Raw genomic sequence first — 24,134 nt, forward strand, 5'->3', positions numbered from 1 at the left:
TACTAAAATGCGCGTCAAAAAAAGAAAAAGGAACTCGTGGTTGAGTTCCTTCTCTTGTAATTATGATTATTTCAAATGCTCATTGATAGCATTCCATTTGTTGACGGGAGGAATAACAGACGACGCAATAAGCTCATCCCTTAGTTTACACAAGTGCATGTAACTCTCCCGTAAAGCTTTGTTTTCCGCTTCCGTTCCTTTCGCCTCTTTATAATGAACTCCGGTCGTATCCAACGATGTTTCCATCGCCATCATAATATTGGAATACTCATTATTAGACACATATACGCCAACCGGCCAGTCGAATTTGTCGCCTCCCATCACAGCCTGTATCATTTCCAGCGAAAGATATGCCGGGCTTTGGAAAGAAGATCGTCCGCGCAATTCTATAATCCTTTTACCTCCTTGAATCACCTTTTGCTTTATGTCTTCCCATTGCTCTGTTGTCAGTTCGGGCGTACCGATCAAGGCATTCAATGGTTTGCCATCGACGGTTGTTGTGGAAGAAAACACAGCCATCTGTTCGCCATGGCCTCCGTAGGTCCGGCAATTGAGCACTTTATCGGGATGAATATTGAAATGTTTGGCCAGCTCGTTTCTCAACCTTGTACTATCCAATGCTGCAAGCGTCGAAACTTGAGAAGGTTTCAATCCCGAATATAACAACACCAGCAGCCCTGTAATATCCGCCGGATTGAAAATGACAACAACATGCTTCACGTCAGGGCAATATTGCTTCACATCTTTCCCGAACTGGATAGCTACTTCGGCATTTCCTTTGAGCAGATCCTCCCGTGTCATGCCTTCTTTACGTGCCGCTCCGCCCGAAGTTATAATATATTTGCTCCCGCGGAGGGCTTCGGCGATATTATCGGTATAGGTAATCGTCACGCCTTTGAAGCCGCACTGCAGCAGTTCTTCCGCTACTCCTTCCAGCCCTTTGGCATAGGGGTCGTATAAGCAAATGTTAGAAGACAGGCCCATCAGGATAGCCGATTGAGCCATATTGGAACCAATCATTCCGGCAGCTCCGACAATTGTCAGTTTTTCAGATGTAAGAGTTTTCATATCTTTATTTTTTTTATTGATTACAAATGTACTTAATTGATGGGCAGGTTATCTTGCTAAAATAGTTATGCCTCATAACAAATAATTATTGCCCATCCGTCAGGATGCTGCCCTTTTAATGAAACAAAGAATCAACTCTTGTTGTTCAGGCAAAAATCGATAAACATGTCTATCAGTCCGTTTTGTTGCCCTTGAGGGTATATGAAATTGAAGGTACGGGTAATATCGAGCCCTTCGATGTCTATTATCTGAAATTCATTGTGCACAATCTCTTTACTTATGGCATGGATAGAAACAAAGCCGAGGCAATCGGCATTTTTCAGGAAAGCTTTGATACTCTCGGTGCTACCCAGATGCATTTTCACCTGCAAATCTTTCAGCTTTATTTTATGTTTTTGTAATTCGCTTTCGAGGACATCCAAACTGCCCGAACCGGTCTCGCGCAGGACAAGCGGAATTGCTTTCAGCTCGTCCAGTGTGATTTGCGCCCGTTGCGCAATGGGTTGGGAGGTATGCGCCACAGCCACTATCTCATCTTCCATGAAAGGAATATATTTAAACTCCTTGATGCCGGGATTTCCCTCAACGATTCCCAAGTCGATCTCGTGAAGCGATAAATCTTTCTCTACGTTCATCGTGTTATTGTTGAACAGCAGCATTTCGATATCCGGATATTCCCGGTTGAAACGAGCTAATAAAGCAGGCAATACATATTGCTCGATAGTTGTGCTCGCACCGATTTTCAATCTCCCGGAGAGCGAATTTCTTAACAGTCCTATTTCATATTCCAATTTCTGGTATTCATCGATAGCGCGTTCAGCATACTGCAATAATATTTTCCCTGCATCGGTCAGCGATATGCCACTTTGATTCCTATCGAACAGCTTGACACCCAACGAGTTTTCGAGTTCCTTTATATTGTTGGTTACGGCAGGTTGCGTGATATGCAATGCTTTTGATGCTTTTGTAAAACTCAGATGTACTGCAACCGAATGAAAGACTTCTATCCTGAAATTGAACATGATGAGGTTAAATATGTTTATTAACAATGAGACAGCTAAGGTAACAAAACTCCTTGCTTCCTCATAACTTTTGCTTATGAAGCATAAAAATAAAAAAGCAACAACAAGCAGAAATACACTGTAATTTTGAACAACCAAATAAAAAGAATATGACCGAGAAAAAGAATATACACACTATACATGGTGTTTTGTTTGTCGCTTTGTTTGCCTGTGCAGCATTCTATATATCCGACTTTCAGGCACTGAAGTATCTGTCCTTCAGTCCCCTCATCATCGGAATCATAGTGGGGATGATATACGGCAACACCTTGAAAAAGAATATGCCCGAAGAGTGGCTTCCCGGCATAACTTTCTCGTCGAAAAAGCTTCTCCGGCTGGCTATTATCCTATACGGATTCCGGCTGACTTTCCAGAATGTGGTATCTGTTGGGCTGTCAGCTATTGTAATAGATATTATCATTATCACGGGTACTTTAGTATTAGGATTGTTACTCGGAAAATTATTGAAGATAGATAAAGAAATCGCCCTGCTGACCAGCACGGGTAGTGCTATTTGCGGGGCTGCCGCCATTCTGGGGATGGAGCCGGTATTGAATAATAAGCCTCACAAAACGGCTGTTGCAGTATCTACCGTTGTCATTTTCGGTACCATAGCGATGTTTCTATACCCGATATTGTTTCGTAATGGAGTATTGGATCTCACACCCGATCAATGGGGATTATACACAGGTGCTACGGTACACGAGGTTGCACACGTGGTAGGAGCAGGAAATGCGATGGGAGAAAGCATCTCGGAAGTGGCTATCATCGTGAAAATGATACGGGTCATCTTTCTGGCTCCTGTGCTGCTTATCTGTGCGCTCATCATCGCACGGCAGGCAAAGCTGGCAGGAGGAAAGGGTTCGGGTACGGTCAAAATAACCATTCCGTGGTTTGCTTTCGGATTTATTGCCGTCATCGGGTTCAATTCGCTCGATTTGCTTCCTCAAAGTGTTGTAGACGCCATCAATTATATCGATACATTCTTGCTGACAATGGCGATGACTGCCCTTGGAATGGAAACCCATCTGAAGAAATTTAAGGAAGCAGGAGCCAAACCTTTCCTGCTGGCTTTTATCCTATTTGTATGGCTGATGGTAGGTGGTTATTTCATCGTTAAATACATCCCTTTGTTTTAAAATATTCCCTTATTTGAAGCTTGGCAACAGGTGTTTCCATATCAGGTTGATTTCGGCCTGCATATCGTCTATATTAGCCGTAGCCACTATCACTGCATTCTTTTCGGGAAGGATGACGATCAACTGTCCTTTTGCTCCGTCGGCACGGAAAGCATTGTGACGGCATTGCCACATCTGATAGCCATAGCCCTGCAACCAATCGCTTTCTTTTATCTTGTCCTTTAAATCTTCCTTTTTCGCTTCCCTTGGAAGAGTCGAGATCTTCGCACTTGTCATATCGTCGAACCAAGACGCAGGCAGGAGCTGTTTGCCTTTCCATTCTCCTCTTTGCAGAATAAACTGTCCCATTTTGGCCATATCTTCGGTTTTGACATACAATCCCCATCCGCCATGATTAACACCTTGCGGCGACTCTGTCCAGTTGATTCCTGCAATGCCCAGCGGACGGAACAAACGCGGGTAGAGATAATCGGTCAGCTTCTCCCCTGTCACCTGCTGCACAATTGCCGACACCATATAAGACGCCATGCTATTATATTCAAAAACCGTTCCCGGCTGATAGACAAACGGTGTCGCCAGAAAAGCCGCCACCCAATCGTCGTTGTCGCCTTTTCTTATCTGATTCGATATAGTTGGGTTTTGCCCCGCCGACATCGTCAGTAAATGCTCGATAGTCAGTTCGCGCAAAAAAGGGCTGACCTCTTGAGGCAATTGATCAGGGAAAAAATTGATAACCTTGTCCGTCACTTTCAATCTGCCTTCGGATACAGCAAAACCGAGCGCCGTAGCTGTGAAGGTTTTACTCACAGAGTTCATAATATGCGTTTTATTTGCCGCATTCTCCCCAAACCAGTTTTCATACACCACATTCCCATTGCGAAGGATCATCAGGCTATGCAGATCCTGACCGCTTTTTTCTACGGCAGCCAGATAACTCTTTATACCTTTTTCAGCTACCTTCTCAGCTTTAGGTGTACTGCGCGGGAGGGCTTTTGTCAACTCATTGTAATTGATAAGGGTGATATTATTGTCGGCTACAGCCTGTTTTACGCGTTCGCTCGTCATGAAATCGGTTACTCCCTGCCTGTCTTCGGCTACCCACTCATAGCCGATATGCCCTATCGTTTCTATTTCGGCATTGTTTATAGCAGGGTGATCAAGGAAGATATAACTTTTTCCTTTCTCCAGTTTCGACAACATATTGATAAAACTTGCTTCCTTCTCCTGGCTTGTCTTGCTCGGTCCGTCGTACCAAACAGATTGGACGCTATATTTAGCTTTCAGATCATCGCCTTCGACAAAGGTTAGATTATATTCCTCCGCCAACCGGTGAACCATCGCCAGCACATCTTGGTCGAAGCGGATAGCGCCCATATGTCCCGTGAGGTGGCTTGCCTGCGGAATGTTCTTCAATACCAGTTCTATTTGTGCCCGGAATTCCTGTTCTATCTCGTTCAATTTCCAGTCATTTTCCGTGATCGATTGATTCGGATATGCTTTGTTGGGATGCATCATCGGATAAAAGTAGCCGTTCGCATCCGTCAGGCTGGGACACTGTGTGAGTGGTCGCCATTTGAAGTTTTCCCATTCGCTGGTGATGGCCAGATGTATTCCTACATCCACTCCCGGATTTTCGCGCAGCATCTTCACTGCCTCAGGAAACCACGGAGTTACGGGCATCACCTCGATGGTGGTTTCTATCCCGTTCTTATATGCTTCGATACAAGCAACATTCACCGAATGGAATGCTCCCATATCATCGGATCGGACAACCAAGCGCGGATTCTGCGCCTGCAAGGATATACCGCCTACCAATATAAATAAAATAGCAAAAGCGGCCTTCTTCAGATGTGTTTTCATATGCTTAGAATAAAGTGTTATTTTTCAATTAATTATCTTTCCAAAAATTCAGATGCTGGAATCATATTAATGGTCATACCATCTTTTTCAAATACGTCCTGCTGATTGAGTGTGACAATAGTGCCCTCTTTCAGCCCGAGGCTTTGCATAGCTTCTAACAGGCCATTGTATTCTCTGTCGAAGTTTTCATCATTTACATCCAAACATACCTGTATGGCTTCTTTTACAGTATTTTTTTCCATGGCTATGAAATCACATTCACCACGTTCCTTATAGTAAAAGACATGCTTGTATTTCCGGCGTAAATGCAAGAATATCAGGTTCTCTAAGCGTCTGCCTATATTATCGCTCGTCGATATAGAATTTTCGGTATAAAGACCCATATCCATTACATAAACTTTTTTAGGATTACGGGCTTGTATTTTAAGCGAATAGCTAAACATTGGCACAAATTCGAGCAAATAGGCATCTTTCAGAAAAGAGAAATATTCTAAAAATGTAGCAGCCGATTTGATACCAAACATGCCTACCAACTTATTTGCAGAAACAAGATTTCCTATATTGGTTATCAGAAATGCCGTTAATTGGCGCAACGAATTGGCATCACGAACCGCATGCCTCACAGCAATATCTCTCATCAATATATCGTCGACAAGAGCATTTAAGATAACAGGTATATCAGTCTTTACATATTCGGGTATACCACCTGTTGTCAGATACTTCATTATAGCTTCTTCTCCATTATCCAATTCTTTGAACCGGATAAACTCGGAATAAGAAAAGGGAAATAACTCCATAGACAGGTGTCTTCCCGTTAAATGTGTTCCCAATTCGATGCTAAGCATTGAAGCGTTAGAACCCGTTACGAATACCTTATATCCTTCTCGCAAAAGTTGATTAACATATTTCTCCCACCCTTCAACCACTTGTATTTCATCGAAAAACAGCACTTTTATTTCCCGTTTTTCTATTTCTCTATGGAGGCGGGCGAAATCGTTAACTTCGAAACCTGACAAACGAATATCGTCAAAATTCAAATATATGGCATCTTGATAATCCCGGCGAAGCAATTGTAACAACAACGTGCTTTTGCCACAACGGCGAATGCCTGTTATGATAGTAGCAAATGAATCAGCAACAGGCACATACATTAATGCATCACGTACAAATCCTGATTCTCGTTTCAGAAATGTTTCTTTCTGCGAATCTACTACTAATGCTATTTCATCTTGTCTAATCATTACTTCCCGATTTCTTTCATTACAAATATAAGATATTTTTTATTATAATAAAAGAAGTGTTTCTGAAATAATTAGATTAGAATAAAATCAAGAGTCTGCTTAAATTTCTGCTAAAACTTAAACAGACTCTTACTCCTTATTTCAATTTAAAAGAAACTTTCGATTTAATATCCGTTGCCGAAGCGCCTATCAACGCTTCGAAATCACCGGATTCGGCAATCCATTCGTGCTTTTTATCATCAAAGAAACTCAACGCCTCTTTTCCGATAGTAAACGAAACGGTCTTTTCTTCTCCCGCCTTGAGGTAGATTTTCTCAAATCCTTTCAGCTCCTTAACAGGGCGAGGCAAAGAAGATTTAACGTCGCGGATGTATAGTTGAACGATTTCGGCACCGTCTGTCGCACCTGTATTTTTCACGCTGACAGTAAACGAAATATTTCCGTCTGCGGCAACTTCTTTCTTGTCGGCAGTTACTTTTCCGTATTGGAATGTCGTATAACTCAATCCGTATCCAAAAGGGAATAGCGGTTTGATTTTTTCTTTGTCTGTCCAGCGATAGCCGACAAAAATGCTTTCTTTATACTCCTGCACTTTGTCGATACCCGGATAAGAGGCTTCGCCAAATGAGGAAGACGGATTATCCTGTATTTTGACAGGAAACGTAAACGGCAATTTACCCGATGGATTGACGTCGCCTACCAAAACCGAAGCCAAGGCAGTGCCCGATTCTGTTCCGTTGTACCATGTTTGCACAATAGCCGGAACCTGATTCACCCAAGGCATAGCCACTGCATTACCCGAAATATTTACCACCACCAGATTGCTGTTGGCTTTGTATAATTCGGTAATAACCTTATCTTGGTTATATGGCAGTTCGAGGTGCTTGCGATCGTTTCCTTCGCAATCCTGATTATCGCTTTTGTTCAATCCGCCGATGAAGATAACCATATCCGCATCTTTGGCAAGTGTAGTCGCTTCGGCAATAAGTTCTGCAGCCGAGCGGGAATCGTGCAAGTCCCTTTTCAGCTTTACACCGTTGTATTCGCTTGTAGGATCACCTACATAACCGCGGGCATAAACGATTTCGGCCTGTGCACCCATACGCTCGGTTATTCCGTCTAACGGCGAAACTTCATATTTTGCCTTCAACGAGGAACTACCTCCGCCCACCGTCATCGGTTTAATGGCATTCTCGCCTACGACAAGGATTTTCTTTACCTTATTCAGATCGATAGGCAAGGTGTTGTTTTTGTTTTGCAATAAAACGATTCCTTCCTCTGCGATCTTGCGTCCGGCAGCGGCATGTTCAGGTGTAACGAACGAACCCCAAGGACGTTTTGTATCCATCGTCGTGCGGAAAGCCAAACGCAGGATATTACGTACCTTTTTGTCTACTTCTTCCTCTTTGACTTCTCCCGATCGCAGCAATTTCAAGAACGGATTTGCCAGATAGTAATAATCGTAGGCATTGCTCGCCCCTTCGCCCAATCCGTCCGTCCAGGAACCGAATTCCATGTCGAGACCGTGATATATAGCCTGTTCCGTATTATTCACGCCGCCCCAATCGGACACTACAACGCCGTCGAATCCCCATTCGCCACGAAGAATATCGTTCAGCAAATACTGGTTCTGGCATGCCCATTGATCCTTATAGCGGTTGTATGCACCCATGATAGCCCATGCTTGTCCTTCCTGTACTGCCGCTTTGAAAGCAGGGAGGTATATTTCGTACAAAGCGCGGTCGTCTACAACAACATTCACCGTATGGCGATCAACTTCCTGATTGTTCAACGCAAAGTGTTTCACACAGGCTGCCACTCCGTTCTCTTGTACTCCTTGTATGTATGGTACCACCATTTTAGAGGACAGATACGGATCTTCGCCCATATATTCGAAATTGCGCCCGTTCAACGGGGTGCGGTAGATATTGACACCTGGTCCGAGCAGGATATTTTTGTTCCGGTAGCGGGCTTCCTCTCCGATGCTCCTGCCATAGAGCAAAGACATATCTTTGTTCCACGTAGCGGCAAGGCATGTCAGTGCCGGAAAGGCGATACACGAGTCATTCGTCCATCCCGCCTGATCCCACTCGTCCCACAAAACTTCGGGACGTATACCGTGAGGGCCGTCTGTCGCCCAGTTCTCAGGGATACCAAGTCGTGGTACGCCGGGCGAACTGAATTTAGACTGCGCATGGCACATCGCTACTTTTTCTTCCAATGTCATTCTTTTCAACGCATCTTCTACCCGTTCTTCTATGGGGCGGGTTTCGTCCTGATAAACAGGCTTCTGCGCTTGAGTATTTACGCTTATGCTACCTATCAGCAGCAAAGAGGCTACAATTTTCACACACTTCATATTTACCTTATTTATTATTTTCTCCAAAGATACGAGTTTACAGACTGCGGCTGAACTGTATGGCTGAATTCTTCCTCACCCACTCTCACAATTACCGTTTTGCTTTCATCGTTTTCATTCATCAATACCACGCCATATGATTTATCCGGATTTTCAACTACTGTGTAATATATTCCGGCAGCAAGATTATCTTCCGATTTTATGCGGTGGCTTCCCGGCTTGATTACCTTGGATAGATGCGCCATCGTATAATAATGGCTGTTCTTGGTCATCGTTTTATAATCCTTCGAATCAATATCGATAGCCCCCAGACAAATATTACATCCTCCGGGACGATCCGGCCCGTGCTTATCATCGAGCATATAGTTCCACATGATAACGGCTTTGTTGTAGTTGTTGATCGTTCCTATGCAGACTTCTTTCATATTCCACATCAGGTCGCCGGCAAAAGAATAGCCTTCGCCCCACAAACCGATAGACATTTCGGTGAAATAGATATTCTTGTCAGGGCGGGTTTCGTGCACGAGGATAAGCTCGGATTTATCGCCGCCGTAGGCGTGATAGGCTGCTCCGTCGATATATTTCGCAGCATCGGCATCTTCGTATATCTTTAGCGGATACTGCCCTTGATCGTAATTTTCGGGCTTGTTGCTATCGTAGTTATAATTGTGGTCATACACTACGATTTTTGTTTTGATACCAGCCTTTTCGAATGCCGGTCCGAGAGCGCTCTTCACAAAATCGCGTTGCTCTTGCCAAGTCATATACAGCGACATCGAATTGCCCCTGTTCAACGGTTCATTCTGGATAGTGACCGTATGGATGCTAAATCCTTCGGCTTCCATCGCCTGAATGTATTTGACAAAGTAAGCGGCATAATCCTGATAGTATTTAGGATTCAATTGCCCGCTTGTCCACGAATCATAGGGTTTCAGGTCTTTCAGGTTGTCCACTTTCATCCATTTGGGACAAGACCACGGCGAAGCCATAATCTTTATTTCGGGATTGATAGCCAGTATTTCTTTCAGGATAGGGAATAAATCGCGCTTATCGTCTGCATGTATCGCAAAATTCTCCAATCCCGGCTTATCGCAATAGGTATATTCATCGAGCGAGAAATCCGATGCCCCGAGCGAAATACGGATATAGCTATATCCATACCCATTGACAGGATCGAACGTCTCTTTCAACAGAGCTGCTCTGTCTTCGGGTGTCATCTTCAATAGATTGTAACAACTCGATCCGGTCATGGCCGCACCGAAACCGTCCATTTCCTGATAGGTGGTTTCGGGATGCAATGTAATAATGTTGTCCGTAGCTTCTCCGGCAGAAGCCATAGAGATCTGTTCGTTGTGCATCGTCTTTGCCTTGTCGCCGGTGGTTGTATAGACGTCTACAGTAGCCGATTCAGAACACGAAGTGAGCATAAAACCTATCAGCAAACAGGCTGCAATATATATTTTTTTCATAATCATATTTTTAATCGGTGAAGAGAGGGTGAACCCCTCCCTTCACGACATATTTAGAGATATTCTTTATCTTTTTTCAACGGTCAGTACAGCATTGCTGTTTCCTGCACTGAGGTCGAGAACGAATGCATACGTCGCGCCGTCTTCGAGCGTTTGTCCGTCGACTATACCCAGATTACCGCTGTCGCGGCCATTGGTTGTATCTCCCACGAATACGAGTGTGCTGGTCGTCGTGAGCGCTGTATGACTAAATTCTCCTCCCCACCCTTTTTGATGGAAGAACTTAAAGTTGATGTCATCCAGCTTTATTGTTTTTCCGGCAATAAATAAGATCTCGAACTTCTTATTACCAATCGGCACCATACATAGCGCCTTGGCGGTATTCCAGCCCACAGCATTAGTTGCAAACGAAGGGAATCCTACGCCGTCGCCTATCACCCATACAGCACCCGTTCCATCGGCTTGCAGGCTTGCAGGGTTGTTGCTCGCGTCCAATACTTCGGCAGTCATATACTCGTGTTGCAGATTCGCTTTGATGCGATATTTACCGTCTGATGGAACGAATGTAATCCGGCCGCCGGCATCCTTTTTGAAGAAGTTCGGATCGAGCCACCAGTTTTCGAAATCGTCGAAGCCTTCTACAGCAATCTCGTCATCTTGCAGGAGCGCTAAATCGATCTTATAATTGTCATCGTCCACCCTATCCATTTTTTCGTCATTCACCGCATAAGAAATGATAAATGGAGCAGCCTCGTAGTTGAATGTATTGAACGTTATCGAATACACGCCGGCATCGGAATTGGAGAACGGGATTCCTTCGGTCGAATGTTCCTTGATAGCATTATCTACCCATCCGAAATCGATTTCGTTGCCCGAAGTACCCATTGCAGGGGCTTTGATATATCCTTTGATTTTTCGCGGCAGATTATCGGTGAGGGCATACTCGTACAAGCCTGTCCGCGGCATGTTATAGTCACCATTTTCCGTCACGAATGTCAGGTAAGGAAAATCAGGACGCGTCAACGGCAAATCGTGTTCCTCTTCGGTAATCGTGAAACGGATATTTTGCAGCACGAGTTTGAGCGTCGCCGTTCCATTCGGAATATTGGCATAATACGGGATATATATTTTCCCTGTATAATCGTCGTTCGTTTTCGTGCGGATAACGGTTTCCGATACCATATCTTCGCCATAGAAGAGTTGCGCTTTCAGGGTAGACAGAGGAACATCGTCCATTACATTCACCGTGAATTGCAGGCTATCGCCGAACATGGCACTGGTGAATTCTGTTTTGGAATCCATAACCGGATTTCCGGGCGATTTATCATCGTCATCGCAAGAAGTGAATGCGATGAGTATAGTAATAAATAACAGTATTAATTTATTCGTTTTCATGCTATTATCTTTTATTGTTTTCTGATATTATTTGTGTTTTTATTGCTCCCATAGATAGGAAACCATCGAGTTAGCCGGCACGGAATAGGTAAACGACTTATTATCCAGTGCTACCGTCACATTCCTTGCATCCTGCGATTCGTTTTGCAATACCACTCCGTATGTCCCGTCCGTATTCTTGAATCCGGCATAGTACAATCCGGTTGCCGTATAGCCGCTCGTTTTTATCCGTTGCGCCCCCGGTTTGATCACTTTAGCCAGATGTCCGATAGTATAGAAATGGCTGTTGCGCTTAACATCCGTATTGGATGCGTTGAGCGTCACTGCGCCCAGACATTGGTTGCATCCTCCCGGGCGATAAGGCCCATGATCGGCATCGAGCATAAAGTTCCACACCAACACGGCCTTGCAATAGTTATTGATTGTACCGATGCACACTTCGCGTGCATTCCACATCAGGTCGCTGGCGAATGTATATCCCCAGTCGCCGATAGATATTTCGGTAAAATACAAGCCTTTGTCGGGATAGGCGTTGTGAATATTCATCAACTCGCTCTTATCGCCCCCATAGGCATGGAAAGCCGATCCGTGGATGAATTGCGCCGCATCGCTATCGGCATATATCTTTGCCGGATACGATTGCTGATCGCTTATGTTGTCATAATTATAATTGTGATCATACACGATAATCTTCGTTTCGATTCCTGCCGTATAGAAAGCAGGCCCGAGGTTGTTCTTGATAAAGTCGCGTTGCTCCTGCCAGGTCATATACAGCGATGCGGAATTGCCTCCATTCAACGGTTCGTTTTGTACCGTGATAGATTCTATGTCGATTCCTGCGTTTTTCATTGCCTGTATATACTTCACGAAGTATGTCGCATAATCGGCATAATAAGCAGGATTCAACTGTCCGCCTGTCCACGAATTGTAAGGAGCCATGTTGGTCAGATTATCCACTTTCATCCAGCGCGGGCATGTCCACGGAGATGCCATAATCTTAACCGCAGGGTTGATAGCTAATATCTCTTTCAATACAGGGATTACATCTCTTTTGTCGTATTCGTGCAAAGCGAAATTTTCTATCCCTGCATTGTCGCAATAGGTATATTCGCCCAGCGAAAAGTCCGACGCTCCTATCGAGATACGGATATAGCTATAGCCCATTCCTGTTTCGGGATCGAACGTTTCTTTCAATAGTTTCGCCCTGTTTTCAGCACTCATCTTCAATAGATTGTAGCAGGTCGAACCTGTAAAAGCCGCACCAAAGCCTTCCATCTCCTGATATACTGTGTTTGGCGAAAGCGTAACGGTATAAGGCGACATATTATCTTTCTTATTGAAGGATACAGGCACATGCTGAAACAGCATTGATTCGTCGCCGGTTGTGACATATACATCCACATCGGCAGTTTCTACCGGAGGATTGGGATCGGGATCAGGATCGTTATTGTCGTCGCTGCTGCATGCCTGCCACAGCAAAGGGATAGCGATCAGGAATAATATTTTTATAACATTCTTTTTCATAGAAATTTTCTTTTTTACCGAAAGGAGCGCCACATTACAAGGAATGCAGCACTCCTCATTAACTTGAAATAACCTTTATAACCTAATATCCGGGGTTTTGAGTCAGGTTCGGATTCTTATCCATTTCTTCCTGAGGAATCGGTAACAGGATCGTTTCCTCTGTCAATGGATATTTTATCGTCAACCTGCCCGAATCTCTTGACGGCAATGTATTGACTACGTTTATCACTTTATCGTTGCGCACGAGGTCGAACCAGCGTTGACCTTCGTAAGCCAGCTCCAAGCGGCGCTCTTTCAATACGGCATCTTTCATCCTGTCTTGCGAACCGGTCACACTACTCGGCAGTCCGGACAATCCCGCTCTGGTGCGTACCTGATTGACTAAGGCAACAGCTGCCGGTAAATTATTTGTCGCAACATAGGCTTCTGCCTTGAGCAGGAGAATATCTGCCAAGCGCAGTTTGATGATACTGTTGAATCGTGAACGGGTTTTATACATAAACGGATAGTGATTGGACGGATAGTAGATACTCCACGATGGTTGTCCCCATACGATAGCTTCGTTCATGCGAACCATATCACCTTCGTCTTCGTAAGCTTTTACCAAATCGCGGGATGGTGTCACCCATTTGGCCCAGTTGTATGTACTGCTCGGATCGCACAGGTCGATACCAAACATCCATGTTACCCAGTTGCCGCTACCTTGCGGATAAACGACTTCGAATATCGATTCGGGCGTGTTACGGTAATTCACATCTGTTTTCGCAGCATTCACCGAGAACAGATCCGAATAGTTGGGCATAAGTGTAAATCCATCGGCTTCTACAGCTGTGCAGTATTGTATCACCTTGCTATAATCGCGTACCGGCTTTTCGGCATACACTTTCGCAAGGAGGGCATTTGCCACAGCTTTGGTCAGTTTGAACTTATTTGTATTATCGACCGCAGGCGCATCGAGCGAAGCATCCGTAAGGTCTTCGATTATCTGGGCATATACTTCGTCCACAGGGCGGCGTTCAGGGAAGAGGAGCGGATAGATCTCTTCGATATTATCGGCCGTGATTTGTGGAGTTTCTTCTATCAATACAGGTACTTCTCCCCACAGGCGAACCATTTCAAACATCATCCATGCACGCAGGATTTTGGCTTCTGCCTTCCAATGCTGACGTTCGGTTTGGGTGAGTGCCAAATCGGGCACTAAATCCACATTACAGATGATGATATTGGCTGCATTGATATTCTCCAGAAACATTTTCCAGTTACGCAAAACAATCGTATTGTCCCCATCCTGCGAATGTTGCTCGAGCGAAACAATTCCGTTGCTTGTTCCTCCGGCATAGGCATTGTCTGCCCGCACCTCGGCAAATTCCAGATAATCCATATACCACTTTTCCTGTGTATTGTTACCTTGCAGGATGCTGTACATGCCCTCGTACTGCGTCAGCATCTCGGCTCTGGTCGCATATTTTATCGAGTCGGAACCTTCTTCGCCTATTATCACTTCGCTGTAATCGGAAATAGGATCTTTGTCTAAGCTGCACGATGCCAGTAGTAAACATCCTGCGGATATGCCGTATAATAATATCTTTTTCATAATGTGATTCAATTAAAATTCAACGTTTAACCCGAATATGAATGTCTTAACCTGTGGATACGTTCCCCAGTCGATACCTTGCACGCGGGCATCACCGCCCCATTGGTTTACTTCGGGATCGAAACCTGAATAATCGGTAATTGTATATAAGTTTTGTGCTGTGATGTATGGCTGTATTCTGCCGATACCTAATTTTTTCAGCTTGTTATTCTGGATGTTGTAAGAGAGTGTCACGGTTTTCAGGCGAACATACGAACCGTCTTCTACCCATCTGGTAGATGCTTTGATGTTGTCCGTACCGCTTGTTGCGCGTGGCATATTGGTGATTTGTCCCGGGATTTTCCAGCGATCTCTTACCTTAGTCGATTGGTTGCGTGTATGATACATACCTTCCGTTTCGATACGGGATGCATTGTAAATATCGTTTCCGTACGAACCTGTGATGAAGATTCCCAAATTGAAATTCTTATAAGAGAAATTATTTGTCAGACCGAATGTGAAATCAGGATTCGGATCGCCGATATAGGTTTTATCGCTCGATGTAATCTTCCCATTTCCGTCTAAATCTCTATAAATAATATCTCCTGTTTCGGGATCAACTCCTTCGCTGATGAATCCCCAGAATTTGCCCAACGGCTGACCTTCTGCCATGCGAACGACTTTCTCGTTTGTACCTTCGGATGTAGAAGCGTAATAGTAAACCTTTTGCAGGCTGAGTTTGGTTACCTTATTGCGGTTGAATGAGATATTGAACTGCGTATCCCAAGAGAACAATCCTGTCAGGTTTTTGCTATCTACGGAGAACTCGAACCCTTTATTTTCCATTTTTCCCTCATTGCGATAGATATTCCCGATAGACGATGTTGCCGGAAGTGGCACATCCATCAACAGGTCGGTTGTCTTTTTGTAGTAAGCATCCGCAGCAAATGTCAGGCGTCCGTTGAGGACAGTCAGGTCGAGACCGATATTTGTCTGAGTTGTTGTTTCCCATGTCAAATCAGGGTTGGAAAAGCTCGACGGTTTCAGCGTAATCATTGCATTTGCCTTACCATCTTCCCACCAATTCTGGCGGGTTATGCTGTATTTCTGCAAATAACCATAGTCCGATATACCGGCCTGATTACCTGTTTGTCCCCATCCTCCGCGAAGCTTGAGATCGTCCAGCCAAGTAGATGTTCCACTCATAAATTCCTCTGCCGAGATTCTCCATCCGGCTGAAAGAGAAGGGAAATATCCCCAACGTTTGCCGGGTGCAAGCTTGGACGAACCGTCGGCACGGAAGTTGGCCGTGAACAGGTATTTGCTATCGTAGTTGTAAGAAACTCTACCCAGATAAGACATGATAGCCCAATCGGAAGCGGTAGTTCCATTGCCTTGCGAAACCTTGTTACCGGCATTCAGTGTTTTAATATCTGATCCCAAGAAGTGTGTCGCTGTCTGGTAGCTTTGATTCCATGTAGATCTGGTACTGGATGTACCTCCCAACAAGGAAAGGTTATGTTTCCCGATTTTCTTGTCGTAAGTAAGTATATTGTCGAATATGAGGATAGTACTCAACGATCGTGTATCTGTTGCCTGTCCGTATTGCTCGCGGCCATAGTCTGTCTTGATAGGATCTAACCATGTGGTTGAGTTATAATAAACCCGGTCGATTGTGAAACTCGATTTGAATTTCAACTCGGGTGTGAAAGTGAACAAAGCCGAACCGCTACCCATGAAACGGTTGTTTTTGCTTTTGTTATCAGCCGTACGCGACATATTCGCCACCGGATGCGTGAGGTTAGCACCGTAGAAATTGTTGTAGTACCAGCCTTCGTGTCCCGGGGTTTCGTCCCAGATAGGAGCATATTTAGGCGTACCTATCACCGAGAGTACTACCCCTGCCCGGTTGGCTCCTTGTCCCGAGATAATACCGTTCGACGAGTAATCGGAATAGGAGAGGTTAGCATTCACTGTCAGCCATTTTTTTACCTGGTTTTCCAGATTGGCTCTGAAGTTATAGCGTTTGAAGTAAGAAACTTTTATCACACCTGCATCTCTTGTATAACCTCCCGAGACATGATATTTCATTTTGTCGGTCGAACTCGAAATAGATAACTGGTAATTCTGGTTAGTTCCTGTGCGGAATGTTTCGTCGAACCAGTCGGTCCGATCTGTCAGGCCGTCAGGCACTTTTATCATTCCTATTTCGTCCATCAATTCTTTGTATTCGGCCGTGTTCAGCGAGTTCATTCTCTTTGCTACTTTGGATATACCCAGATAAGAAGTGAAAGAGATTTTGGCTTCGCCTGTCGCTCCCCCTTTTGTGGTGATGATTACCACCCCGTTTGCCGCTCTCGAACCGTAGATAGCAGCAGAAGAGGCATCCTTCAATATCTGCATGGTTTCGATATCGGTAGGTGCAAGCGAACCGATGTCTGTTGTAGGTACTCCGTCTACCACATACAAAGGGTCATTACTTGCGCTGATCGAGGTATTACCACGGATTCTCACGACCATTTCGGCACCGGGTACACCACTCGGCTGTATTACCGATACTCCGGCAGCCTTTCCTTGTATAGCAGCGGCGGCGCTTGTCACCGGACGCTCGTATATATCTTTGGTATCTACCGAAGATACGGCAGTCGTTACGTCGGCGCGACGCTGTGTCCCGTAGCCGATTACCACAACTTCGTCGAGTTGCTTATCCGCTTCTTTCATTCTTATGTCTATGCGATTGCTGTTGACGCGGACTTCCTGTGTTTCGAATCCGACATAGCTGAATGTCAACGTTGTCCCTTGCGGAACAGAGATAGAATATTTTCCATCCAAATCTGTCGATGTACCGTTCGAAGTGCCTTTTTGTGCAACGGTAACACCAATCAGCGTTTCTCCCGATACTGCATCTATAACAGTACCCTCAACCTGCATATTATCTTGTGCGTATATGGGTATAGACACCATAAACGCAAATAACATGCACAAACTTAGAAAGAGTTGTTTTTTCAGAACGTAGTGCTTCATAGTTTTCTGATCTTAGTTAGTTAATATTTTTTGAGGTCAAACCTGGAATTGGTTAAGTAAGAAAGATTAACGAATCCCCCAGCAATTTCAAAATTAATTTCATGCGTCTCCCGTTTTTTTATATTCCAAAAAAAAGTACCAAATAAAAAACGCAAATATCACATAAACAGATATTTGCGTTTTCGATTGGGAGAAAAAAAGTACTAAATCATGTATATTTTCAGTCGTTCTTTCGCTGGATTGTTCCTATCTTTTTTACCATTTCTTCGAAATCATCTCTCGAAACAGATGCTTTATTCCGCACCTTCGTCCGGTAATTATAGACAGTGCGCAATGAGTAGCGCAAGAAGTGCGCTATCTTGACACTATCGGTAATGCCTAAACGAATCAATGCGAAAATGCGTAGCTCCGTATTCAGCAACTCACCCTTTTTGGGGAATATCTGTTCCTCTTTTTCCAGTAAAGCATTGAAATCGGCGACAAAGGTAGGATACAGGTTGAGGAAGATAGCATCGAAATTTTTATATAATTCCTCCAATTCATTTTCGACGATAGTAGTCGATTTTAAGCTTTTGAATAGTTCGTCGAGCTGGTTATTGGCCGCTTTCTTATTCAGCGTTTTCCGGTAATCTTCCAGCTTGTCGATATAGGCTGAACACAAGTCAAAGAAATGGGCGATATATTCCTCCTTGATCGTATTGGTTTCCTGTAAGTCATTGTTTACCTTCAGCAGATCGTTGTTCAACTCGTTCAATTTCAGATTAGTATGATACAATTCCTTCCGGATACGTGCTACCCGCTTCATCTGCTTATACACATATGTGATACCGACGATGAGAAGCGCCGACAAGATGCTGATGAGTATCAAATACTTTTGCAATTCCGATTTCTGTTTTTTCTCTTTTGCCTGATAAGAAGCATTTATTATCGGGTAAAACGCCGATGCTTCCACCGCACGATACCTTACATTACAGAAGACTGCATCGTCGACTGCCGATTGAATGAATTTATAGGCCTGATCGATATCGCCCATTTCGTAATAAAGCAGAGCCAGGCTTTGAAGTGAAGCATTGTCTTTCAGGCAATTCTTAATATCGGCAATGGCGGAAATGGTAAAATACGTTCTCTGCAATTCGGTGTTCTTATCATTCTTATACATATATCCCAGAAGATAAGCGATTGTACCTCTTTCCTCATTCTTATCCGTTGTTTCGTTTAGCAAGTCCAAGAGTACAGCCTCGGCTTCTTCCCGCTTTCCTTCATACAGGATTTTTGTTGCATACGAAACCTGATACTTCATCGAACCTTTATCCAACAACAGCAACATAGAATCTCTGTAATATTCACTCTTTTTGTAATAGGTATAGCTATTGTTGCTTTGGCCGTAATGGCTGCAGAAAGCCCCGTAGGTTTCGTAATAATCCGCCATAAGAGAATCGGGTAAATTCTTCCTTTCGATATTCTCCAGAATATCCTTTGATTCTATATACAGCCCCGAGGTAGAATATAGCCAAGCCAGTTGTACATCGGCTTTGAACTTCAATTCTTTATTATTTATTTGAACCGCCAGTTTCTGATTTTCCAACATATAATATACCGCCGAGTCGGACCGGTATTTTTTATATTCGTTGTATAGCTTCTCATTCAAATCATAAGTCTGGAGCGGCGAAAGGCTTCCTATTGTCAATAATTGCCTGAGGTTGTTTATGCTTTGTCTTTTCTCTTCTATGTAAAGGTCTTTATTCTCCATCACTTTATCCAAGTATATTGTCAGGGAGTCTTTTTTATTGTATGAATACGAAAAGGTGGTACATAATGAAGAGAATATGATCAACAGTAAGTATTTTTTCATATCATTTAGGGTTAACGAATGGTAGTAAGACAAATTTGTTGTAATACAAATATAAGACTTGATTGCAAAAATATTACTATTGGAGCAAAGTTTAACTAAGAATCGGATTTTATCTACCCTGTTTTTAGTCAATTCACATCTTAAATTTTTCATTAAAGGATGGTGTAGCCAAATATTGGGAAAAGGGTTTACATGAACCATTGATAGATGAAGCTACTTTTTACCGGGTGCAGAATGTTCTTGATGGTAGAGTAATAAAAACTAATCCTAAGTATAGTAAGAAAAGGGAAGATTTATACCTCAGAGACTTTCTTAAATGCCCTATCTGTGGGCGCAAACTAACAGGTAGCCCCTCTAAAGGAAATGGGGGTGTTTACAGCTATTATCATTGTGGTAACTCAGGTCATACTTCATTTAGAGCAGATGAAGCACATAACGAGTTTATAAAGCTATTGTACACATTCAAACCAAAGCAAGAGGTCGCAGATTTGTATGTAGAGATATTGAAAGATGTATCGAGGGAGCGTAAAGGTGGTTTTAAGGACACGGCAAAGTCCATAACTCCACAAAAGAAACCCTTGAAGCCAAACTTATCACTCTACAAGACAAATGGCTTGACGGTAAAACAAATGATAGTGATTACCATTCTATGAAAGAACGCATAGAGAAACAAATATGTGAACTAAAGCATGAAAGGGAACAAGTATTGTCCATTGATACCAATTTTGACAGTAAATTAGATTTTGGATTGAATCTGTTATCAAACCTTGATAAGTTCTTTGATTTAATGGATGTTGAGACGAAATATTATCTAATAGGTTTGATATTTCCCGAAAAACTGCAATTTCAGAAAAATCAATATCAAACCACGAAAATCAATGAGTTCGTAAATACGATTCTTAGTGACAATGCGGGATACAGAACAAAAATAAAACGACTGACTTCTATTTCTGAAAGTCAGTCGCATCAAGTGATCCCGCTGGGTTCACAACTTTTATCTCGTAATTGTAGAATAACCAATCATTTAGATTATTCGAAAAGGTTCAAACCTAGTTAAGTTTGTTTTCCGTAGTTCTTTGAGTAAAATTAGGTAAATATTTTGGTTTCGATAATTGTACCTAAATTCGCACTCTTTTATATGTAAACAGAATGTGTGTTTGTGTACACCTCTGAACTTCGCCAAGCGAACTTTGCAAAGCCCCCAGAAGTTCTCGATTCCATTAATATGGTTTTGTCCATCGGCAAATTCGTTCTCGCCATGCTTGACCCGATAATGCTTTTTGTACCCATAATTCACAAGCCCGTCGTAGGTCTTGAAACCATCGGAATATATGACCGCATCAGTGTCGGCTTTGCCTTTAATAATAGGCAATAGCTCACTCACAGAGCAGTTTTTGACGATTTGGGTGTAAACCTTATCACCTCGTTTGAGCATTCCGAAAACCGGGATCTTGCCTTTGGCTCCTCGTCCTCGGACTCCGCGTACACGACGCGCTCCGAAATAACTCTCATCGAGTTCGACCTCGCCGTTTGTGAAAGGACTTTCAGCTTCACAAAGAGAGGCGATGCGAACACGTAACTTATTGTAAATATTGTTTATTGTGTCCTGATTTAATCCCGTAAATTCAGCGACTTTTTTTGCCTCAATATCAAGGCAAAAAAGTCGTAAAATCAATCGAAATTTACGATCAGAAATCTGCGACCGAAAATAATACTTGTTACTCATTAAGCCAAAGATAGTTAAATAACTTTTATCGTTACTTAACTAGGTTTGAACCTTCGAAAAAATAGACGGTAACGAATTGGTAACGATTTATTTTTTATCCTTTTTGTCCATTCTGACTTCATATTGTCCGCTAAACAATACAGGTTCAAAACTACATATAATCGACCAATTTTCCAAATATCTGATTATGAATATTCTAATTTTTTAGTGTAAAGTGCAAGCTTATCTATATATAGATACTTGCACTTTACACTAATTATCTCCGCATTTTTTGCGGAGATAATTGCCGCATTTAAAAAATTAATGATTATTTTTACAATAACAAAAAACAAAAGAAATGTTTATTCATCGACATACAGATTGGAATAATTTCACATGGGATAATGCTCGATTAACATCTTTACTGGGAAATGTTCGTTATCTTCAAGGAAAGATATTAGGCCGAATGGAGAGTCTTGGATTCTCTTTGAGAGAAGAAGCTATGTTGACGACTTTAACATTAGATGTACTTAAGTCCACAGAAATAGAAGGTGAAATTCTTAACAGGGAGCAAGTCCGTTCTTCTATTGCCCGTCGCTTAGGTATGGAAATCGGAGGAGTAGTGGCTTCCTCTCGCAATGTGGACGGAGTAGTGGAAATGATGCTTGACGCAACTCAAAACTACCAGTCTCCTTTGACTGAAGAACGGTTATTTGGATGGCATGCTGCATTATTTCCTACTGGTTATAGTGGAATGTACAAAATAGAAGTCGCTCAATATCGAACTGGTGATATGCAGGTTGTTTCTGGAGCAATGGGAAAAGAAAAAATACACTACCAAGCTCCTGATGCAAAATCCGTTCAAAAAGAGATGAGTATTTTTTTGAATTGGTTGAATAACAATAAATCAACCGATCCTGTAATCAAGGCTGCTATCGCTCACTTTTGGTTTGTTACGATCCACCCGTTTGATGATGGAAACGGAAGAATTACACGAGCTATAACTGATATGCTTTTGGCTCGTAGTGACAGAACCTCGCAACGTTTTTATAGTATGTCCAATCAGATTCTATCTGAGCGTAAAATATATTATAAAATTCTTGAGAGATCTCAACGAGGAAATAAAGATATTACCGAATGGTTGAATTGGTTTCTCTCGTGTCTGGAAAGAGCATTGACCAATACTGAAGAACTATTGAATTCTATCTTGATAAAAGCTCGATTTTGGGAGAGCCATACCCTTACTATATTAAATGAGCGTCAGAAAATAATGTTGAATAAATTGCTTGACGGTTTTGATGGAAAACTTACATCTTCTAAATGGGCTAAAATCACAAAAACATCTTCAGATACAGCTTTAAGAGATATACAGGATTTGGTGTTAAAAGGTATTCTTCGAAAAGAATCGCAAGGTGCTAATACTAATTATGTGATTAACTGATTATTGCAACAGGACAGATCTCCTTTGAAGATTGTTGAAAGTAGAGTTTTTAAGCATTGATTTATAATAAAGATAAAGTTTCATTATTGTATTGGTTTTGTTTGCATTATAAATAATAAATAAAATATGGTAACTATATACAAGTTTACATAAACAAATATAAAATATAAGCCCTGATTGTCGCAGGGCTTTGTTGTTTAGTTGGGTTTTTCGTCTTTTAGATTATAATCTAGGGCTTGTTTTAATGATTTATCAAAATTTGATTGCTCTTCTACAAATAATATACCTTGAATTGGTTTTGGGCTTGTTGTTTTTTCTATCTTTTCAACCTCTTCTTCTATTTCTTCAAAGTTAAGCTCTTGTTGTCCGTTGTTTCGGTCAACCATTTTATTAAAGTTTCTCTTAAATTCAGCCCAATTACCCGAAATATTCATTATACCAATAACTTTATATATTTGAGCTGTAAGTGCAGGGTGTCCAATATCAGGTGTTAGGCTTTGAAAAAATCTTGCTGTATAATTACCTTGCTCACTTTTTGGTGTTCTAGATTCCAACTCTTCAAGAACATTTTTTGGTAGTTGCATATATAAGCTCTTTTGTCCATGTGCCGATTACACCTGGTCTTTTTTTAATACCGCTTACTGTATAATCCCATCCTTTCAATCTAAAAATTTCATAATAAAATGTGTCAGGAAACATTTTTTGCCATTTTTGAAGCTCCTCACTTATATAAGCCTGCATTATAACTTGTAATGCATCCTTTTCTCTATCGTATTGATAACCTGTGGCTTCATCTATTAAAGCAGTGATACCAACACGAGCGAATCCCCTTACAAGTATTTCACATTGATCAGCTATTATTTGTTGTCTTGGAGATAAATGAATATGCTTTCTTGCATCTAAAAAAGCTTCACATATATCGGCTAACACAGTAGCTTCGTATCCATTTATTCTTTGAACTCCTCTATAACAAATAATTGGGTCAAAATGGCCATCCTCTTTGTCTTTGTAAATAAATGGTTTAAGTGTTTTTAGTTCATATATCTGGCCAATCTTGTGCCTGATTTACTATCGGACTCTTCTTGCAATTTTAGAGCACTTTGCATCGCATTCCCAGATAATACCCTAGTCCCATCTTCTAAAACATAACAAGGAATAACAACATTACCTAGCGTTATTTCTCCTTCATGTGAAATTTGCCTTTTTTCAGCCATAAATTAATTCTTTATATGTTATTCTATTTTCTAAATTGCGTAGTAGTGTGTTAAAGCGGTTTCGAGTTGAATCATCACGAGTATTATATTTGAATACAAATTCATCTACATATTTTTGTAAATGTTTGCGAGTAGTAAAATGATAAATACCAATTATACCACGTTTAAGCAAAGACCTGAAACCCTCAATAGTATTTGTAAAAATAAAT

Annotated in this window: 16 protein-coding genes and 2 pseudogenes; 3 read left to right on the forward strand and 15 right to left on the reverse strand. The window is 42.3% G+C overall.

Going from position 1 to position 24,134, the window contains the following annotated elements; all coding sequences use genetic code 11:
- Positions 1 to 66: 66 nt before the first annotated feature.
- Together D0T66_RS15005 and D0T66_RS15010 are read right to left on the reverse strand one after the other, a co-directional pair.
- A complete protein-coding gene (locus D0T66_RS15005) occupies positions 67 to 1,068 on the reverse strand; it encodes a malate dehydrogenase (RefSeq protein ID WP_163358116.1) in 1,002 nt (333 codons plus the stop codon).
- 131 nt (positions 1,069 to 1,199) lie between these two features.
- Complete coding sequence (locus D0T66_RS15010) at positions 1,200 to 2,090, reverse strand: LysR family transcriptional regulator (protein WP_163358117.1); 891 nt, start codon at positions 2,088 to 2,090, stop codon at positions 1,200 to 1,202.
- A gap of 149 nt (positions 2,091 to 2,239) precedes the next feature.
- On the opposite strand from D0T66_RS15010, the gene D0T66_RS15015 reads away from it, so the two are divergent.
- Positions 2,240 to 3,268 carry a YeiH family protein gene (locus tag D0T66_RS15015; RefSeq protein WP_163358118.1) on the forward strand — a complete coding sequence of 343 codons (1,029 nt, stop codon included), beginning with the start codon at positions 2,240 to 2,242 and terminating at the stop codon, positions 3,266 to 3,268.
- Between the two features lie 9 nt (positions 3,269 to 3,277).
- On the opposite strand, the gene D0T66_RS15020 is transcribed toward D0T66_RS15015, so the two are convergent.
- The 9 genes from D0T66_RS15020 to D0T66_RS15060 all read right to left on the reverse strand — a co-directional run bounded on the left by D0T66_RS15020 (position 3,278) and on the right by D0T66_RS15060 (position 19,565).
- The gene (locus D0T66_RS15020) at positions 3,278 to 5,128 is read right to left on the reverse strand and encodes a ChbG/HpnK family deacetylase (protein WP_163358119.1); all 1,851 of its coding nucleotides are present in this window, start codon (positions 5,126 to 5,128) and stop codon (positions 3,278 to 3,280) included.
- A gap of 32 nt (positions 5,129 to 5,160) precedes the next feature.
- Complete coding sequence (locus D0T66_RS15025) at positions 5,161 to 6,369, reverse strand: ATP-binding protein (protein ID WP_163358120.1); 1,209 nt, start codon at positions 6,367 to 6,369, stop codon at positions 5,161 to 5,163.
- Between the two features lie 136 nt (positions 6,370 to 6,505).
- Entirely contained in the window at positions 6,506 to 8,728 is a 2,223-nt protein-coding gene (locus tag D0T66_RS15030; RefSeq protein WP_163358121.1) for a glycoside hydrolase family 3 C-terminal domain-containing protein, read from the reverse strand.
- Between the two features lie 14 nt (positions 8,729 to 8,742).
- Positions 8,743 to 10,197, reverse strand: a complete 1,455-nt coding sequence (locus D0T66_RS15035) for a glycoside hydrolase family 30 beta sandwich domain-containing protein (protein ID WP_163358122.1) — start codon at positions 10,195 to 10,197, stop codon at positions 8,743 to 8,745.
- A 66-nt stretch (positions 10,198 to 10,263) separates the two neighbouring features.
- Positions 10,264 to 11,592: a DUF5125 domain-containing protein gene (locus tag D0T66_RS15040; RefSeq protein WP_163358123.1), complete on the reverse strand. Its 1,329-nt coding sequence runs from the start codon at positions 11,590 to 11,592 to the stop codon at positions 10,264 to 10,266.
- A 39-nt stretch (positions 11,593 to 11,631) separates the two neighbouring features.
- The gene (locus D0T66_RS15045; RefSeq protein WP_163358124.1) at positions 11,632 to 13,116 is read right to left on the reverse strand and encodes a glycoside hydrolase family 30 beta sandwich domain-containing protein; all 1,485 of its coding nucleotides are present in this window, start codon (positions 13,114 to 13,116) and stop codon (positions 11,632 to 11,634) included.
- An 82-nt stretch (positions 13,117 to 13,198) separates the two neighbouring features.
- On the reverse strand, positions 13,199 to 14,710 hold the full coding sequence (locus tag D0T66_RS15050; protein WP_163358125.1) for a RagB/SusD family nutrient uptake outer membrane protein: 1,512 nt from the start codon (positions 14,708 to 14,710) through the stop codon (positions 13,199 to 13,201).
- Between the two features lie 12 nt (positions 14,711 to 14,722).
- Entirely contained in the window at positions 14,723 to 17,713 is a 2,991-nt protein-coding gene (locus tag D0T66_RS15055; protein ID WP_163358126.1) for a TonB-dependent receptor, read from the reverse strand.
- A 220-nt stretch (positions 17,714 to 17,933) separates the two neighbouring features.
- The gene (locus D0T66_RS15060; RefSeq protein ID WP_163358127.1) at positions 17,934 to 19,565 is read right to left on the reverse strand and encodes a DUF6377 domain-containing protein; all 1,632 of its coding nucleotides are present in this window, start codon (positions 19,563 to 19,565) and stop codon (positions 17,934 to 17,936) included.
- A gap of 200 nt (positions 19,566 to 19,765) precedes the next feature.
- Between D0T66_RS15060 and D0T66_RS15065 the strand changes: the two genes are divergently transcribed.
- Complete coding sequence (locus tag D0T66_RS15065) at positions 19,766 to 20,218, forward strand: zinc ribbon domain-containing protein (RefSeq protein ID WP_163358128.1); 453 nt, start codon at positions 19,766 to 19,768, stop codon at positions 20,216 to 20,218.
- A gap of 371 nt (positions 20,219 to 20,589) precedes the next feature.
- Here D0T66_RS15065 and D0T66_RS15070 read toward each other — a convergent pair whose 3' ends face one another.
- The gene (locus D0T66_RS15070; RefSeq protein WP_163358129.1) at positions 20,590 to 21,291 is read right to left on the reverse strand and encodes an IS1595 family transposase; all 702 of its coding nucleotides are present in this window, start codon (positions 21,289 to 21,291) and stop codon (positions 20,590 to 20,592) included.
- A gap of 337 nt (positions 21,292 to 21,628) precedes the next feature.
- Here D0T66_RS15070 and D0T66_RS15075 point away from each other — a divergent pair, with 337 nt between their 5' ends.
- Complete coding sequence (locus D0T66_RS15075) at positions 21,629 to 22,711, forward strand: Fic family protein (RefSeq protein ID WP_163358130.1); 1,083 nt, start codon at positions 21,629 to 21,631, stop codon at positions 22,709 to 22,711.
- 197 nt (positions 22,712 to 22,908) lie between these two features.
- On the opposite strand, the pseudogene D0T66_RS16380 reads toward D0T66_RS15075, so the two are convergent.
- From D0T66_RS16380 to D0T66_RS16475, 3 genes and pseudogenes are all read right to left on the reverse strand, one after another.
- A pseudogene (locus tag D0T66_RS16380) lies at positions 22,909 to 23,452 on the reverse strand (P63C domain-containing protein).
- Positions 23,453 to 23,742: 290 nt separating this feature from the next.
- Positions 23,743 to 23,925: a hypothetical protein gene (locus tag D0T66_RS15085; protein WP_163358131.1), complete on the reverse strand. Its 183-nt coding sequence runs from the start codon at positions 23,923 to 23,925 to the stop codon at positions 23,743 to 23,745.
- Positions 23,918 to 24,130, reverse strand: a pseudogene (locus D0T66_RS16475) (transposase); the annotation flags it as partial. The gene D0T66_RS15085 and the pseudogene D0T66_RS16475, both read right to left, overlap by 8 nt.
- Positions 24,131 to 24,134 lie beyond the last annotated feature (4 nt).

The organism is Dysgonomonas sp. 25, assembly GCF_010501075.1.
Lineage (GTDB): Bacteria > Bacteroidota > Bacteroidia > Bacteroidales > Dysgonomonadaceae > Dysgonomonas.